The 15101-nt window shown below is 73.8% G+C and carries 15 protein-coding genes; 3 read left to right on the forward strand and 12 right to left on the reverse strand.

Going from position 1 to position 15101, the window contains the following annotated elements; translation table 11 throughout:
• Nucleotides 1-5 precede the first annotated feature (5 nt).
• On the reverse strand, nucleotides 6-1451 hold the full coding sequence (locus tag OG906_RS05725) for a carboxylesterase/lipase family protein (protein ID WP_329440619.1): 1446 nt from the start codon (nucleotides 1449-1451) through the stop codon (nucleotides 6-8).
• A gap of 328 nt (nucleotides 1452-1779) precedes the next feature.
• On the opposite strand from OG906_RS05725, the gene OG906_RS05730 reads away from it, so the two are divergent.
• Nucleotides 1780-2061 carry a chaplin gene (locus OG906_RS05730; RefSeq protein WP_266952516.1) on the forward strand — a complete coding sequence of 94 codons (282 nt, stop codon included), beginning with the start codon at nucleotides 1780-1782 and terminating at the stop codon, nucleotides 2059-2061.
• Between the two features lie 75 nt (nucleotides 2062-2136).
• Here OG906_RS05730 and OG906_RS05735 read toward each other — a convergent pair whose 3' ends face one another.
• The 6 genes from OG906_RS05735 to OG906_RS05760 all read right to left on the reverse strand — a co-directional run bounded on the left by OG906_RS05735 (nucleotide 2137) and on the right by OG906_RS05760 (nucleotide 7311).
• A complete protein-coding gene (locus OG906_RS05735) occupies nucleotides 2137-3000 on the reverse strand; it encodes a tyrosinase family protein (protein WP_329440622.1) in 864 nt (287 codons plus the stop codon).
• Between the two features lie 16 nt (nucleotides 3001-3016).
• On the reverse strand, nucleotides 3017-3379 hold the full coding sequence (locus OG906_RS05740; protein WP_329440624.1) for a tyrosinase family oxidase copper chaperone: 363 nt from the start codon (nucleotides 3377-3379) through the stop codon (nucleotides 3017-3019).
• Between the two features lie 61 nt (nucleotides 3380-3440).
• Nucleotides 3441-3971, reverse strand: coding sequence for a GNAT family N-acetyltransferase (locus OG906_RS05745; RefSeq protein ID WP_329440626.1), 531 nt, complete (start codon nucleotides 3969-3971; stop codon nucleotides 3441-3443).
• A gap of 21 nt (nucleotides 3972-3992) precedes the next feature.
• On the reverse strand, nucleotides 3993-5153 hold the full coding sequence (locus OG906_RS05750; protein WP_329440628.1) for an acyl-CoA dehydrogenase family protein: 1161 nt from the start codon (nucleotides 5151-5153) through the stop codon (nucleotides 3993-3995).
• Nucleotides 5150-6337, reverse strand: a complete 1188-nt coding sequence (locus tag OG906_RS05755) for an acyl-CoA dehydrogenase family protein (RefSeq protein ID WP_329440630.1) — start codon at nucleotides 6335-6337, stop codon at nucleotides 5150-5152. Before OG906_RS05755 ends, OG906_RS05750 begins: the two co-directional genes overlap by 4 nt.
• A complete protein-coding gene (locus OG906_RS05760; protein WP_267800953.1) occupies nucleotides 6334-7311 on the reverse strand; it encodes an NADPH:quinone oxidoreductase family protein in 978 nt (325 codons plus the stop codon). Before OG906_RS05760 ends, OG906_RS05755 begins: the two co-directional genes overlap by 4 nt.
• 264 nt (nucleotides 7312-7575) lie before the next feature.
• On the opposite strand from OG906_RS05760, the gene OG906_RS05765 reads away from it, so the two are divergent.
• Nucleotides 7576-8712, forward strand: a complete 1137-nt coding sequence (locus OG906_RS05765; RefSeq protein WP_329440633.1) for a hypothetical protein — start codon at nucleotides 7576-7578, stop codon at nucleotides 8710-8712.
• A gap of 50 nt (nucleotides 8713-8762) precedes the next feature.
• Nucleotides 8763-9659 carry an SDR family oxidoreductase gene (locus OG906_RS05770; RefSeq protein ID WP_329440635.1) on the forward strand — a complete coding sequence of 299 codons (897 nt, stop codon included), beginning with the start codon at nucleotides 8763-8765 and terminating at the stop codon, nucleotides 9657-9659.
• 74 nt (nucleotides 9660-9733) lie between these two features.
• Here OG906_RS05770 and OG906_RS05775 read toward each other — a convergent pair whose 3' ends face one another.
• From OG906_RS05775 to OG906_RS05795, 5 genes are all read right to left on the reverse strand, one after another.
• Entirely contained in the window at nucleotides 9734-10567 is an 834-nt protein-coding gene (locus OG906_RS05775) for an enoyl-CoA hydratase/isomerase family protein (protein ID WP_329440637.1), read from the reverse strand.
• Between the two features lie 47 nt (nucleotides 10568-10614).
• Complete coding sequence (locus tag OG906_RS05780; RefSeq protein ID WP_329440638.1) at nucleotides 10615-11379, reverse strand: PIG-L deacetylase family protein; 765 nt, start codon at nucleotides 11377-11379, stop codon at nucleotides 10615-10617.
• Between the two features lie 10 nt (nucleotides 11380-11389).
• Nucleotides 11390-12343, reverse strand: coding sequence for an IS481 family transposase (locus OG906_RS05785; RefSeq protein ID WP_329440639.1), 954 nt, complete (start codon nucleotides 12341-12343; stop codon nucleotides 11390-11392).
• Between the two features lie 166 nt (nucleotides 12344-12509).
• Nucleotides 12510-13820: an alpha/beta fold hydrolase gene (locus OG906_RS05790; protein ID WP_329440641.1), complete on the reverse strand. Its 1311-nt coding sequence runs from the start codon at nucleotides 13818-13820 to the stop codon at nucleotides 12510-12512.
• A 188-nt stretch (nucleotides 13821-14008) separates the two neighbouring features.
• Complete coding sequence (locus OG906_RS05795; protein WP_266952492.1) at nucleotides 14009-15094, reverse strand: S-(hydroxymethyl)mycothiol dehydrogenase; 1086 nt, start codon at nucleotides 15092-15094, stop codon at nucleotides 14009-14011.
• Between the last annotated feature and the right edge of the window lie 7 nt (nucleotides 15095-15101).

Raw genomic sequence — 15101 nt, forward strand, 5'->3', positions numbered from 1 at the left:
CCGATCTACGGAGCGACGCCCACGGCGCGCTCCGACGCCCGCTCCTCGCGCTCCGGCCCGCCGAACACCTTCGGCGGGCCGTCGCCGTCCCACGGCGCCCAGCCCGGGTCGCCCGTGACGGCGAAGCGGACCCAGGCCGCGTGCATCTCGTCCGCGAGGGCCTGGGGCGCGTCGGGCCCGGCCAGCCAGGAGGATTCCGGCTTGTGGAGGGTGTCGAACACGAAGCCCAGCTCCAGGGCGTGGCAGGCGCCGAGCCCGGGAATCCCGCTGGGCCACCGGAACTCGTAGAGGTGGCTCGGAGCCTCCCGGCGGGATCCGGCGAGGCGCCGCAGCGGATCCCGCAGGAGCCGGTCCGTGAGCAGGTGCCCGGCGAGGTCGGCGGGGCCGGCGGCGGGGCGTTCCGCGCGCAGGGCCCGTACCGCGTCCCGGCCCTTGCCGGCGCGGACGCGTGCCAGTTCCACGGCGAGCGGGCCCATCCGCTCCAGGACTCGCATCGCCCCGGTGGGCGCCAGCCAGAGCCGGTGCTCCTCGGCGGTCCAGCCCAACAGCAGCGGCACGTCCGGGGCGACGGCGGCGAGGGGGTCCTCGGGGAGCGTGCCCGGGTCGGCGACCAGCCCGAAGGCGGGGCCGCCGGTGACCGGGCTCGACCGGCGCGACACCGCCTCCTGCGCGGCGAGCAGGTCGGGCAGGGCGACATCGGCGAAGGCCCGCGCGGTGGCCGGCACCTTGAGCAGCGAGACCATCCTGCGGACCATCGGGCGGACCCGGTCCCGGGGCATCACCTCGGGTGCGCCGCTCTGCAGGACGGCCCGGGCGAACAGCCCCGCCGCCCGGGGTGCGGCGAGCAGGGCTCCGATGCTGATGGCCCCGGCGGACTCGCCGAACACCGTGACCCGCTCGGGGTCCCCGCCGAAGGCCGCGATGTTGTCCCGGACCCAGGTGAGGGCGGCGATCTGGTCGAGCAGGCCGCGGTTGGCGGGGGCGTCGGGGAAGAGCCCGTACCCGAGGACACCGAGCCGGTAGTTGACCGAGACGAGCACGACGCCGTCCCGGGCGAAGGCCGCGCCGTCGTAGACGGGCACCGCGGTGGATCCCCGGGTGAGGGCGCCGCCGTGGATCCACACCATGACCGGCAGTCGGGCCCCGGCCGTCGGCTCGGGGGTCCACACGTTGAGGTTCAGGCAGTCGTCGCCGGGGACGTCCGGGTCGGGGAGCAGGGCCGCGAACCGATCCGGGTAGGCGACCTTCGGCGCGGTGGGTCCGAACGCGCCCGCGTCGCGGACGCCGTCCCAGCGGGCCGGGGGCGCGGGCTCCGCGAAGCGCAGGGCTCCGACCGGCGGCGCGGCGTACGGGATGCCGCGGAAGACGGCGCTCCCGTCGCTCTCCACGCGGCCTTCGAGCACACCGCTCCCGATCGCGACCCGAGGTCGGGCGCCGCCCGCTGAGCTCATCGTGTCCTCCTGGGGTGACGTGCGCCGGCCGCCGGAATCCGTCCTCCGGGGCACGGTCGCACAGCCTCGCGACGGGTGACAAGGCGTGACCCGGCCGGCGCGGGCCCGGCTCCACCGGCCGGCCGAACCGGTGCGCGCGGGCGTGCGGGCCGGGGCGGGGCCGGGGCGGGTCGCGGCGGCCGGGATCGACCCGTACGGGTGCGTCCGTGCGATGTTCCGCCACCGGGTGGGTGTCGCGCCCGTGACCCCGCGGCCCTCTCCGCGTTGTATGCCATGTCAAAGGCCACGGATTCCGTGGCGCCCCCCTATTTCCCACGAGGAGATCTTGATGTCGCGTATCGCGAAGGCATTCGCCATCACCGCTGTCGCCGGTAGCAGCATCGCTGCCGGTGCGGGTCTGGCAGTCGCCGATGCCGGAGCGCACGGTGCGGCTGTCGGCTCCCCCGGTGTCCTGTCGGGCAACCTGGTCCAGGTCCCGGTGCACGTCCCCGTCAACGTCTGCGGCAACACGATCAACGTGATCGGTCTGCTGAACCCGGCGTTCGGCAACACCTGCATCAACCAGTCGGGTGGCGGCGCCCAGCACCACACCGCGGGCTACGGCGGCTGATCGCCTGCCCTGAAGGCCGAGTGACGAAGGGCCCCCGCCGTGCGGCGGGGGCCCTTCCCCGTGGGGCCGGGCGGGTCATTCGTAGCGGTACAGGCCCTGGTGGCCGAGCATCTCGCGCGGGGTGACGTCCCACGGGGGCATCGGCTCGTCCAGGGAGATGACCCGGCCGCGCTGGAGGTCGCCCAGGGCGAGCGGGGCGGCGGGCAGGTAGCCGGAGTTCGGGTGCCGCTGCTGCCAGCGGTCCCAGATGAGGTCCACGAAGGCGTGGTGGAGCCAGAACGCGGGGTCGTTGGGGGCCGTGCCGCCGGTCATGTGGCCGCCGATCCACTGGTGCACCTTGTTGTGGTTGCGCCACCGTTCGCTCTTCGGGGCGGCCCAGCCCTCCAGCTTGTTGCGGAAGCCGCCCGCGCTCGCCGTGGAGTCCCAGGGCGAGGTGTCGTAGGTGGGGTCGTCGATCGCCCAGCGGAGTTCGGCGGGGGTGGGCAGGGCGATCGGGTTCTGCGGGCGCCCGAGGTTGCGGGTGAGGTAGGCGGCCTCGGTGATGCCGACGGTGACCGTCCAGTTCCCCTTGGCGTGGGCGAAGGGGCCGGTCATCACCTGCCGGTCGCCCTCGCGTCCGGTACCGCCGAGGAAGTCATCGGCCCAGAGGGAGGACACGGGGCTGGTGTCGGTGGTCCAGTCCCAGTACGGGACGGACACGCCCGGGTCGACCGCCCTCAACTGCCGCTCGAATTCGAGGAGGTAGCGGCGGTGCCAGGGGAAGAACGACGGGGACATGTGGCCGACGCGGAGCTTTCGGTCCCGGTCGGGCACGAAGTACTTGTCGTGGGTGCGCACGAACTGGTCGTAGGTGCCGTTGCGCTTGAGCTCCAGCACGGCCGCCGTGAACCGCTTCTTCTGGGCGCTGGTCAGGTTCTTCTGGTTCTGCCGGGTGTACAACGCGGGGCTCCTGCCGTCAGCCGTGGTGGGGGGCGGCCATCGCCAGCTGGTTGGTGCCCAGTTCGTCGACGGCCGCGCGGGCCAGTTCCATGGGGGTTCCGTACGACTGGAAGTGGTTGACACCGCTGAGGTAGCTGCCGTCCGCACGGCGCATGACGTGCAGCGGGCGCCCGTCGATGCGGACGCCGGCGAGGTCCACGGCGATGTGCCGGCCCCGGTAGGTCTCCTCGGCGAGCGGGGCCGGGGTCACCGTCTGACGCGGCCGCCGGGCGCGCAGTACGGGTGCCAGGGCCGCGGCGGTGCCGGCGAGCACGGCCGCGGTGAAGGCCGAACGCAGGAGCGCGCGCCGGGTGAGTGGTGCGGGCGGTGCGGCGTACATACGGTCTCCCTCGCTCGGTGGTCCCGCGACTACGGGGACTAACGCGGCGCGAGGGGCGAGGTCACCCCTGTGGGTGCTTGTAGAAGAGGGTGGTGGGGCGGAGCCGGCCGTGCGGGTCGGTGGCGTAGTCGGGGATCGTGCCGACCTCGGTCCATCCGGCGGAGCGGTAGACCTGCTCGGCCCCGCTGCCGGTCTCGGTGTCCAGGAACAGCAGGACCACGCCGGCCCGCGCCGCGGCCCGTTCCGCCTCGGCGAGCAGCGCGCGGCCGGTGCCCCGGCCGCGGGCGGCGGGGTGGACCATGAGCTTGCGGACCTCGGCGCGGTGACGGCCGTTGGGCTTCGACTCCCGGTACCAGCCGACCGTGCCGTCGACGGGGCCGTCGGCGCCGTCGCGGGAGATCCACAGCGCGAGGGAACCGTCCTCGACGGCGGGCAGCAGCCCGTCCCACCAGGCGGCGGCCCCGGCGCGGTCGAGTCCGGTCAGGAAACCGAGGGAGGATCCCCCGGCGACGACCGCGACGAGCAGATCGGCGAGCTCGTCGCGGTACGCGGCCAGGTCGGCGGGGGTGAGCGGGGTGATGGCGGCGGTCATGCCACGAGGATAGGGATCACCTCACGGGGTCGGGCCGGCGGCCGGCGTCCTCGGGTGGGGGCCGGGGGCGGGGAGTTCCGCGAACTCCGCGACCAGGCCGCGGTGGTGGCCCGCCGTGCCGAGGGCCAGGGAGTCCGCCTTGGCGCGCTTGAGGTAGAGGTGCGCGGGGTGCTCCCAGGTCATGCCGATGCCGCCGTGCAGTTGCACGCACTCCTCGGCCGCCCGGACGGCGACGCCCGAGCAGTACGCCTGGGCGACGGCCACGGTGAGCGGCGTGTCCGGGGCGCCCGTGGCGAGGGCGTCGGCGGCGGCGCGGGCCGCCGCGCGGGCGGAGGCCACGTCGAGCCAGAGGCGGGCGAGGCGGTGTTTGAGGGCCTGGAAGGACCCGATGGGACGGTTGAACTGGTGCCGGCCGCGTACATGCGCGACGGTCTCGGTCAGGCACCACTGCGCGAGGCCGAGTTGCTCGGAGGCCAGCAGTCCGGCGCCGCTGAGCAGGGCGCCCGCGACGGCGGCCCGCGCGGTGGCGGCATCGGCCAGGCGGGTGCCCGCGGCCCCGTCGAGGGTGACGCCGGCGAGCGGGCGGGTCAGGTCGAGCGGGACCAGCGGGGTCAGGGTGACCTCGGTGGCGGGGACGGCGTACAGCCCGGTGTCGGCGAGGACGAGCAGCACGTCGGCGGCGGCCGCGTCGGCGACGGAGGTGACGGAGCCGGTCAGGGTGCCCGCGCCGGTGGCACGCACGCCGGTGGGCAGGGGCGCCCCGGGCGCCAGGGTCAGCGGCACGGCGGGCACGCAGAGCCGCTCGCCGGAGGCCACCTGGCGCAGCAGGGCGGACACCGCGTCCGAGGAGGGGTCGCAGCCGAGCAGGATCTCCGCGGCGAGGACCCCGGCGGTCAGGTAGGGGACGGGGGCGACGGCCCGGCCGAGTTCCTCCAGGACCACGGCCGCCTCGCGGTGGCTCGCGCCCTGGCCGCCGAGCTTCTCCGGCACCAGCAGTCCGGCCGCGCCGATCCCGGCGGCGAGGGTCTGCCAGGTCCGCGGGTCGTGGGGGTGGTCCGTCTCGACGCGCGCGAGGATGCTCGCGGGGTCGCAGCGGTCGGCGAGCAGGGAGCGTACGGCGGACCTCAGCTCCTCCTCGGTCTCGGAGTAGAGCAGGTCGAAGGGGGCGCGCGGGCTGGTCATCGGGCCAGGTCCTTCCAGGCGAGGTCCTTGTCGTCGCGCGGTTCGGCGGGCAGGCCGAGGACGCGTTCGGCGACGATGTTGAGGAGGATTTCGCTGGTGCCGCCCTCGATGCTGTTGCCCTTGGCGCGCAGGTAGCGGTATCCGGCGTCGCGGCCGGTGAAGTCGACGATCTCGGGCCGGCGCATGGTCCAGTCCTCGTACAACAGGCCTTCCTCGCCGAGGAGTTCCACTTCCAGGGCGCTGATCTCCTGGTTGAGGCGGGCGAAGGTGAGTTTCATGCCGCTGCCCTCGGGGCCGGGTTGGCCGGCGACGAGTTGTTGGCGCAGCCGCTCGCCGGTGAGGCGGGCCACCTCGGCCTCGACCCACAGCTCCAGGAGCCTGTGGTGGAGGTCGTGGGTGCGCAGGTCGGGGCGTTCGCGCCAGGTGGCGGCGACGGGGGCGATCATGCCGCCCTCGCGCGGGATCCGCATGCCGCCGATGGAGACGCGCTCGTTCATGAGGGTGGTGCGGGCGACGGCCCACCCCTGGCCGACGGCTCCGAGGCGGTGGCCGTCGGGGATGCGGACGCCGGTCAGGAACACCTCGTTGAACTCGGCCTCGCCGGTGATCTGGCGCAGGGGCCGGACCTCGACGCCGGGGGCGTGCATGTCGCAGAGGAAGTAGGTGATGCCCTGGTGCTTGGGCAGGTCGGGGTCGGTGCGGGCGATCAGGATGGCCCAGCGGGCGGTGTGGGCGCTGGAGGTCCACACCTTCTGGCCGTCGACCACCCATTCGCCGGCGGCCTCGTCGAGGACCGCCCGGGTGCCGAGCGCGGCGAGGTCGGAGCCGGCGCCGGGTTCGCTGAAGAGCTGGCACCAGACCTCCTCGCCCACCCACAGGGGGCGCAGGAAGCGGCGCTTCTGCTCCTCGGTGCCGTACGCGAGGATCGTGGGCGCGGCCATGCCGAGGCCGATGCCGATGCGGCGCGGGTCGTTGTCGGGTGCTCCGGCGGCTTCGAGTGCGCTGTCGACGAGCGCCTGGAGCGAACGGGGCACACCGAGGCCGCCGAGGCCTTCGGGGTAGTGGACCCAGGCCAGTCCGGCGTCGAAACGGGCACGCAGGAAGTCGTCCCGGGGGGTGTCGGCGGGCGGGTGCGCGGCGAGCAACTCGGCCACGTGAAGGCGCAGTTCGTCGGCGGTGGTCATCGGGAGGTGGCTCCGTCCAGGGCGGGCAGCACGACGATGCGGCCGGTGGTGGCGCCGTCGGCGAGGCGTTGCACGGCGTCGGCGGCCGCGGCGAGGGGGACGCGTTCGCTGACCAGCGGCGCGATGGCACCCTCGGCGGCCAGTCGGGTGAGTTCGGTGTGGCAGGCGAGGATGGAGGCGGGTTCCTTGATGGCGTAGAGCCCCCAGTGCAGGCCGAGGACCGCGTAGTTCTTCACCAGGGCGTGGTTCAGGGCGGGGGTGGGGATCGTGCCGCTCGCGAAGCCGACGACGACGATCCGTCCCTCGAAGGCCACGCACTTGGTGGAGGCGGTGTAGGCGGCGCCGCCGACCGGGTCGTAGACGACGTCGGCGCCTCGTCCGCCGGTGAACTCCTTGACGCGGGAGACGAGGTCCTCGGCCGTGCGGTCGATCACGAGGTCGCAGCCCAGTTCCTCGGCGGTGCGGACCTTCGCCTTGCCGCCGACCACACCGATGACGGTGGCCCCGGCGGCCTTGCCGAGCTGCACGGCGGCGCTGCCGACGCCACCGGCGGCGGCGTGGACGAGCAGGGTCTCCCCCGCCTGGAGGCGGGCCCGGCGGTGCAGGCCGAACCAGCCGGTCTGGTAGCCGATGTGCAGGGCGGCGGCCTCGGCGTCGTCGAGGGTGTCCGGGGCGGGCAGCAGGGCGCGGGCGGGCGCGGTGACGTACTCGGCGAAGCCGCCGTGGGGCAGGCTCGGGTTGGCGATGACGCGGCGCCCGTCCTCGGTCTCGCCGCAGATCTCCACGCCCGGGGTGAAGGGCAGCGGCGGTGTGATCTGGTACTGCCCGCGGACGAGCAGGGCGTCGGGGAAGTTGACGTTGGCGGCGAGCACCCTGAGGCGCACCTCGCCCTCGCCGGGAATGGGTTCGGGAACCTCTTCGAGGCGCATGGCCTCGCGGGGCTCGCCGGGGGTATGTACTCGCCATGCCTGCATCCGGGGCCTCCAGCCGCCGTCGAGGAACCACGCTCCGCGGGCATACTAAGCGGTCGCTTGCCGATCTGTGAACCACTTCCGCCGGTCTCTCCCCGGGGGCCCGGTTCCCGCGCGGTCCGCGCCCGGAGATCCGTACCCGCGAGGACAGCCGGCGGACCGGCCCTCGGAGATAGCATCAACAAGCAGGTGTCACAGGGGACATGACACCTGTCGCCGCCGTGTGCGTGGCGGCGCCACACCGTCATCACCAGGGGGATTCCACCGATGAACAACGTGCGCATCAGACGGGGTACGGCGGCAGCGGCGGCGGCCGTGGTCGTGGCCGGCCTCGTGACGGCCGCCGGACCGGCCGCCTCGGCCGCCCCGTGCACGCCGAAGATCCAGGTCCTGGGCGCGCTGACGCCCGACACCTACTACCCGGACTCCGTTCAGACGCAGGGGGTGCTGGACTTCGGCGCGGGGAACCTCAGCGTCGGCGTGTCCGGCGGCAAGCCCGTGTACTGGACGGGCACCACCCTCCACAAGGTGCCGCTCGCCGACCCGAACGCCGGCGGACGGGTGCTCGCCGTCAACCGGCACGGCCTGATGGTGGGCGTGCTCCACGACACCGCGGGGACCACGCTGTTCTGGTACCGGAAGGGAGCCGCGGCGGTCACCACGCTGCCCGGCGGCCACGGGTACGACATGGAGGCCGATGTCAACGACGCCGGGTACATCGTCTCGCGGGGCACGCCGGGCGGCGTCGTGTGGAAGGACGGCGTGAAGGTGCGGGACCTTCCGGTGCCGGCGGACGCGGGCCCGGGCACGCGCATCGAGATGGTCACCGGCATCAACGGCCGCGGGGACGTGCTCGGCATGGCCGAGCAGGACTACGAGGTGCCCGAGACCGGGCAGCACCTCCAGGGCAGCCACCCCGTGCTGTGGCCGGGGGACGGGAGCCCGGCGCGCACCCTGGCGCCCAGCGGCAGCGGCACGTTGGAGTCGAGCCACGTCCAGGACATCGACGAGAGCGGTCGGATCGTCGGCTACGACTGGCGGGGGCCCTGGCACGAGTACAGGCCGTTCGTCTGGACGCCCCCGCACACCGGCCCCGGATCCTCCCCCGGCGTCCTGAGCACGCACCCGTACGGCACCCTCGAGGCGATCAGCCCGACGACGAACGTGAGCGTCGGCACGGCCAAGTTCCACCCGGAGTCGATGACCCTCCAGGACCAGGCGCAGTGGTGGCCCGGCTCCGGCCCGGTCCTCGCGCTGCCCCGGCTCGCCAAGGACGCGCCGAGCACGGCCGACGCGGTCACCGACGACGACCGGGTCGGCGGAGCGGCCGTGAACGCGAAGGGCAGGCTCAAGCCGGTCATCTGGACCTGCGCGAGCAAGCAGGCGTACGCGCCCGGCCGGTAGGCCTGCCCCGGGCATGGCGATCTGGGCGTCCACACGCTATCGATGGGCGCATGGAGAACCCTCTGCGCGGTCTGCCCGCGCCGCCGCCGCTCGGCGCCGCCGCCCTGCCCCCCGGGACCTACACGGGGCAGGTGGTCCTGGTGACCGGCGGCGGCACCGGGCTGGGCAAGGCCATCGCCGCCGAGTTCGCCCGGCTCGGCGCCGACGTGGTGATCGCCGGCCGACGTGCCGCGCAACTCGACTCGGCGTGCGCCGAGTTGGCGTCCGTCCCGGGCGCGGGCCGGGTGGCGGCCGCCGTCTGTGACATCCGGGACCCGGAGCGGGTCTCGGATGTCTTCGACGCCGCCGAGGCCGCGTTCGGCCCGCCGGACGTCCTGGTCAACAACGCCGCCGCCAACTTCCCCTGCCCGGCGGAGGACCTGTCGCCGAACGCGTGGCGGGCGGTGGTCGACATCACCCTGACGGGCACCTGGTTCATGACCCGCGAGTTCGGGCGCCGCCATCTGGCGGCGGGAACCCCCGGCTCGATCGTGAACATCGGCGCCTCGTACGCGTGGACCGGCGGCCCCGGCTTCGCCCACAGCGCCGCCGCCAAGGCCGGCGTGAAGAACCTCGTGGAGACGCTGGCCGTCGAGTGGGGCCCGTACGGCATCCAGATCAACGGCCTGGTCCCCGGGCTGTTCCCGCACGCGGACATGACCGAGGACATCCGGGGCGGCCTGGACGGCGCCGCTCCGGACGGCAAGGACGGCCGGCAGCCCGCGCTGCGGGTCGGCGCGCCGCGCGAGCTCGGCTGGGCGGCCACCTTCCTGGCCTCGCCCTACGCCCGCTTCGTCACCGGGCACACCCTGGTGGTCGACGGCGCGAACTGGCAGCGGCGCACGCTGGTGAACCCCGAAGTGGTGCCGGTCCGTGCCCAATTGGGTCGGGGACCGTTCAGGCCGTGATCCGATCGGCACCCGACGGTCCCGACCCCTCGGGCGCCGGCGCCCGCGGCGTCCGCCGGTCGTGTGCGGCCCCGTCATCCTCCCGTGAAGTGCGGCGGGCGTCGGGAGGCCTTGGCGGCGTACCCCTCCCGGGCGTCCTCCGAGGTGAGGGTGAGTGCGGCCGTCATCGCGACCCCGTCGAGGGCGGCCGCGAGGGCGGCGTCCGCGTAGGCGTCGATCCCGCGCTTGATGCCCTGGACGGCGAGCGGCGCGTTGGCGGCGATCTCGGCCGCCAACGCGCGGGCGGCCGCGTCCAACTCGACCGGGGGGAGGACTTCCTGGACCAGGTTGAGGCGTTCTGCCGTACGGGCGTCGATGCGCCGCCCGGTCAGGGCCAGGAACTTCGCCCAGCCGGCGCCGGCCTCGCGGGCGATGCGCAGGTCCCCGCCGGCGTCCACCGCCACGCCCAGCCGGGCTTCCGGCAGGGCGAAGACGGCGTCCTCGGCCGCCAATCGCACGTCCGCCATCAGCGCGAGCTCGAAGCCGAAGCCGAGACAGTAGCCCTGGACGGCGGCCACGACGGGTTGCGGGAGCCGGGCGAGGACCGCGAAGCGCTCGTGCACCCAACGGATGCCCTCGTGGTAGTTCCGGGTCCGCTCGGCGGGAGTGCGTCCGGTGATCGCGCCGCCGGGGGCCGTGACGTCGATCCCGGCGCAGAAGGCGCGCCCGTCGGCCCTCAGCAGGACCACCCGGACCGTCGGGTCGAACCGGATCCGGTCGGCCAGCAGGCCCAGTTGACGGGTGGACTCCCAACTCCAGCCGTTGAGCTTGTCCGGACGGCAGAGGGTGAGGAACGCGATCCCGTCCTCGACTTCGAGGCGGATGCGCTCCTCCCCCTCCGCGATCTCCGTGGTGATGGTGTCGATCACCCGATGCCCCCTCAATGCTGACGGATCGTCAGCTTAGGGGGGTCCGATCAGCGCGGGAAGAGCTCGAACGGAACCGCCGGCCGGCCCCCGAAGCGGGCCGAGGCCTGCTGGGCGTTGCCGGTGAGGAAGGTCCGCACGTACTCCTCGGGGTCCTGGTCGGTGAGCACCTCGATGTAGGCCTTGTGCTCCAGCAGGGACGCGATGGACCGCTCCAGACCGGCGGTCGCGTCCACGGCGTGCGTCGGTGTGGCGGAACCGGCCACCGCGACCCAGCGCACCCCGTCCCAGGGCTCCAGGCCCTGTACGGAGATCAACTCGGGGAAGATCCAACGGTTGCCCGCGTCGCCGGCGGCGTCCAGTACGGCGCGTCCGACGGCCTTGTGGTCGGGGGTGTTCCAGAAGCCGCCCCCGTCCGCGCCGCCCCAGGTGTCGCGGTGGTTGAGGGTGACGATCAGCTCGGGGCGGTGCCGGCGGATGGCCGCGGCGATGTCCCGGCGCAGGTCGAGGCCGTACTCGACGACCCCGTCGCGGTGGTCGAGGAACTCCACGGTCGACACCCCGACCACGGCCGCGCTCGCGCGCTGCTCCGCCTCGCGCAGCGGCGCGCACTCGGCGGGCGCGAGGGTGTCGATGCCCGCCTCGCCGCGGGTGGCCAGCACGTAGACGACCTCCCGGCCGCCGTCGGTCCATTCCGCGATCGCGGCGGCGCAGCCGTACTCCAGGTCGTCGGGGTGGGCGACCACCGCGAGGGCGCGCCGCCAATCGGTGGGCATCGGCTGCAACGGGGCGGGCTGTGGCTGTTGTTCGGTCATGTCCCGCACCCTAGGTGTATTGACCCGCAGGGTTGTTCACACGGTTGATGGGTGGGTTGCCGTCGAGTGCGGTGTGGCAGCGGTGGTGGTTGTAGGTGTGGAGGAAGTCTGTCAGGGCTTCGGTCCGTTCCTGGTTGGAGGTGTAGGGCCGCAGGTAGGCCCACTCGTCCAGCAGGGTGCGGTTGAAGCGTTCGACCTTGCCGTTGGTCTGGGGCCGGTAGGCACGGGTGAGTTTGCCGCTCGCGCCGAGCTCGGCCAGGACGGCTTTCCAGGCCAGGCCCTTGCGGTAGGCCCACGCGTTGTCCGTGAGGACTCGTTCGATGCGGGTGATGCCCTGGCTGTGGAAGAACGCGGCCGCGCGGGTGAGGAAACCCGCGCAGGTCGCGACCTTCTCGTCGTTGTGGATCTCGCTGTAGGCGAGGCGGGAGTGGTCGTCGACCGCGGAGTGGACGTAGTCGAAGCCCATCCCCCGGATCGGCCGGCCCGCGTCGCGGCCCAGGACGCGGTGGCCGCCGCCGTCGGGGATCCGGCCGAGCTTCTTCACGTCCACGTGGATGAGTTCGCCTGGGTGGTCGCGTTCGTAGCGGCGGATCACAGTGCCGGTCGGACGGTCCATGAACGCGAGGCGGTGCATGCCGTGGCGGGTCAGGATCCGGTGGACGGTCGAGGCGGGCAGCCCCAGGACCGGGCCGATGCGGGCGGGGCCCAGTTTGCGTGCCCGCCGCAGGTCACAGACTCTCGTCTCCACGTCGGCGGGGGTCCGGTGCGGCGTCGTGCGGGGCCGGCTGGAGCGGTCGTGGAGCCCGGCCTCGCCTTCGGCCCGCCACCGCCGCATCCACTTGTGGGCGGTGGCCCGCGATATGCCCATCTCGGCGGCCACGTGGGCGACCGGTCGGCCCGATACGACGCGTTCGACCAGCAGGCGCCTACCGAAGACGGTCAGCCGGGCATTACGGTGGGACACGAAGACCTCCGTTGCGCAATGGGTTCCTAGACAGCTCCCACCACACCGGAGGTCTTCGTCATGTTCAAGACCTACCGAGTGTCAACAACGCTCGTGATCAATACACCTAGGCCCTGGCGTCGACGTCTCGCCCGGCCGCCGCGCCCTGCCCTGCCCGGGCGGGTGCTCAGAGCTCGTCGCGGACCAGGGCCAACAGCCGGTCCAGGACCCGGGGCCCGCCGGCGCGGAGGCCGTCGTGCTCGAACTCGTCCGTCACCCAGGTCCGCAGGCCCCGGATCGCCCGCGCGGTGCGCAGTGAGTGCGCGGTGTCGACGTACATGTCGTCGTGGTAGACGAGGGCGGCGACCGGCACCTCGTTGGCGGCGAGCCGCACCGGGTCGTACAGGGGCTCCCAGCCGGTCCGGGCCGCCAGCAGTTCGGCGGTCTCGCGCAGCGGGGCGAGGGCCGGGTCGACGGTGAAGTGCCAGGGGTGGATGGTCTCGCCGGAGAACAGGAGGGGCTCGTCGCCCGCGAGGGTCCTGGCGGCGTCGAAGAGCGGGTGCGCCGCACGCACCCGTTCGGCGGCCCAACCGGTCGGCGCCGCCGGGTCCTGCGCGTAGATCGCCTCGTGGATCAGCGCGTAGAGGGGGTGCCCGGCGAAGGACAGGTGGCCGTGGACGGCTTCCAGGAAGGCGTCGGAGAGGGCCGGCCCGTCGAGGGTGGGGACGAAGGCGTCCTCCAGGAGGTGGTGCAGTTGGTGGCTGCCGTCGCCGGTGCCGAGGAGCAGGCCCAGGGACTGGAACGCCTCGGGGGTGAGCCGGTATCCGCCGGGGAGTTCGACCGGTCGCTCGACGAGCGCCGCGACGATGCGCCGGGCCCGCTCGACGTCCATCGGGTAGCGCGCGTAGTGGGCGCGGTTCTTGCGTTCGATGCGGGCGTACGCGGCCTCGTACACCTCGTCGGCGGTGGCGTCGAGGGACGGCAGCCCGCCGGTGATCAGGGCGGCGGCCAGGCCCTCCGGGGCGGTGGAGAGGTAGTGGGTGACGCAGAACCCGCCGAAGCTCTGCCCGAGGACGGTCCAGGGCGCGCCCGCGGTCAGGCCGGGGCGGATGGCCTCGCAGTCGCGCACGATGGAGTCGGCGCGGAAGTGCGCCAGGTGGGCGGCCTGTTCGGCCGGGGTGCCGCGCAGCGGCAGGGTCTGGCGGTTGAGCGGGCCGGAGCGGCCGGTCCCGCGCTGGTCGAGGAGGAGCACCCGGTACTCGGTGAGGGCCCGCTCCAGCCAGGCCTGGCGCCCGATGAACCGGCGGGCGCCGAAGCCGGGGCCGCCTTCCAGGTACAGCAGCCAGGGCAGGGTCTCGGGGTCCTTGCCGGTGGCCACGACCTCGCGCGCGTACAGCTCCACCTGTTCGCCGTCCGGGCGCGCGTGGTCGAGCGGCACGGTGAAGTGGTGGTCGGTGAGGACGACACCGGGCTGACGGCAGATGCGGTCGTGGGTCACGAGCGGTCCCTGGGGTGTGCGGTCGCCCTGGCCGGGCGCGGCCGGGGACGGGAGGATCGATTCCGCGAGTCTACGCAGCGCCCACCGGGCCGCGTCCCGGCCCTGCCGCCGCCCCTCACCCGCCGCGGACCCGCGCCCCGATCACCGGGTGTGGCCGGAGGGGTCGGGGCGCGGGAGGCGGAGCGGGATCAGAACTCGACCACCGACCGCAGCACCTCGCCGCGCTCCATGCGGCCGAAGGCCTCCTCGACCCCGTCGAGCGCGATGGTCTCCGAGACGAAGGCGTCCAGGTCCAACCGGCCCTGGAGGTAGAGGTCGACGAGCAGCGGGAAGTCGCGTTCGGGCAGACAGTCCCCGTACCAGGAGGACTTGAGGGCGCCGCCGCGTCCGAACACGTCGATGAGCGGGAGTTCCAGCTTCATGTCCGGGGTCGGCACGCCGACCAGGACGACCGTCCCGGCCAGGTCGCGGGCGTAGAAGGCCTGCCGGTACGTCTCGGGCCGGCCGACGGCCTCGATGACCACGTCCGCGCCGTTGCCGTCGGTCAGCGCCCGGATGGCCTCGACCACGTCGTCCTTGCCGCCGTTGACGGTGTGGGTGGCGCCCAGGCCCCGCGCCCACTCCAGCTTCCGATCGTCCAGGTCCACGGCGATGATCTTCGAGGCGCCGGCCAACCGGGCGCCCGCGACGGCCGCGTTGCCCACTCCCCCGCAGCCGATGACCGCGACGGAGTCCCCCCGTCCGACGTTGCCCGTGTTCAGGGCCGCGCCGAGGCCGGCCATCACGCCGCAGCCCAGCAGGCCGGCGGCGGCGGGCGAGGCGGCCGGGTCCACCTTCGTGCACTGGCCCGCGGCGACCAGCGTCTTCTCGGCGAACGCGCCGATGCCCAGCGCCGGCGAGAGCGGCGTGCCGTCCTCCAGGGTCATGGGCTGGGTGGCGTTGTGCGTGGCGAAGCAGTACCAGGGGCGGCCGCGCTTGCAGGCCCGACAGGTCCCGCACACCGCGCGCCAGTTGAGGACGACGAAGTCACCGGGCGCGACGGACGTCACGTCCGGTCCGACCGATTCGACGACGCCCGCCGCCTCGTGGCCGAGGAGGAAGGGGAACTCGTCGTTGATGCCGCCCTCGCGGTAGTGCAGGTCGGTGTGGCAGACCCCGCAGGCCTGGACCTTGACCAGGGCCTCGCCGGGCCCCGGGTCGGGCACGAGGATCGTCGTCGTCTCCACCGGTGCGCCCTTGCTCCGGGCGATGACCCCTCGTACGCGATGTGTCACGTCGTAC

Source organism: Streptomyces sp. NBC_01426, assembly GCF_036231985.1.
GTDB lineage: Bacteria > Actinomycetota > Actinomycetes > Streptomycetales > Streptomycetaceae > Streptomyces.

What these genes read in the sequence shown, in the direction of transcription:
- OG906_RS05760 (WP_267800953.1), bottom strand. Translation starts at nt 7,311, where the DNA reads ATGCAGGCATGGCGAGTACATACCCCCGGCGAGCCCCGCGAGGCCATG.
- OG906_RS05770 (WP_329440635.1), top strand. Translation starts at nt 8,763, where the DNA reads ATGGAGAACCCTCTGCGCGGTCTGCCCGCGCCGCCGCCGCTCGGCGCC.
- OG906_RS05725 (WP_329440619.1), bottom strand. Translation starts at nt 1,451, where the DNA reads ATGAGCTCAGCGGGCGGCGCCCGACCTCGGGTCGCGATCGGGAGCGGT.
- OG906_RS05765 (WP_329440633.1), top strand. Translation starts at nt 7,576, where the DNA reads ATGAACAACGTGCGCATCAGACGGGGTACGGCGGCAGCGGCGGCGGCC.
- OG906_RS05780 (WP_329440638.1), bottom strand. Translation starts at nt 11,379, where the DNA reads ATGACCGAACAACAGCCACAGCCCGCCCCGTTGCAGCCGATGCCCACC.
- OG906_RS05730 (WP_266952516.1), top strand. Translation starts at nt 1,780, where the DNA reads ATGTCGCGTATCGCGAAGGCATTCGCCATCACCGCTGTCGCCGGTAGC.
- OG906_RS05750 (WP_329440628.1), bottom strand. Translation starts at nt 5,153, where the DNA reads ATGACCAGCCCGCGCGCCCCCTTCGACCTGCTCTACTCCGAGACCGAG.
- OG906_RS05740 (WP_329440624.1), bottom strand. Translation starts at nt 3,379, where the DNA reads ATGTACGCCGCACCGCCCGCACCACTCACCCGGCGCGCGCTCCTGCGT.
- OG906_RS05745 (WP_329440626.1), bottom strand. Translation starts at nt 3,971, where the DNA reads ATGACCGCCGCCATCACCCCGCTCACCCCCGCCGACCTGGCCGCGTAC.
- OG906_RS05755 (WP_329440630.1), bottom strand. Translation starts at nt 6,337, where the DNA reads ATGACCACCGCCGACGAACTGCGCCTTCACGTGGCCGAGTTGCTCGCC.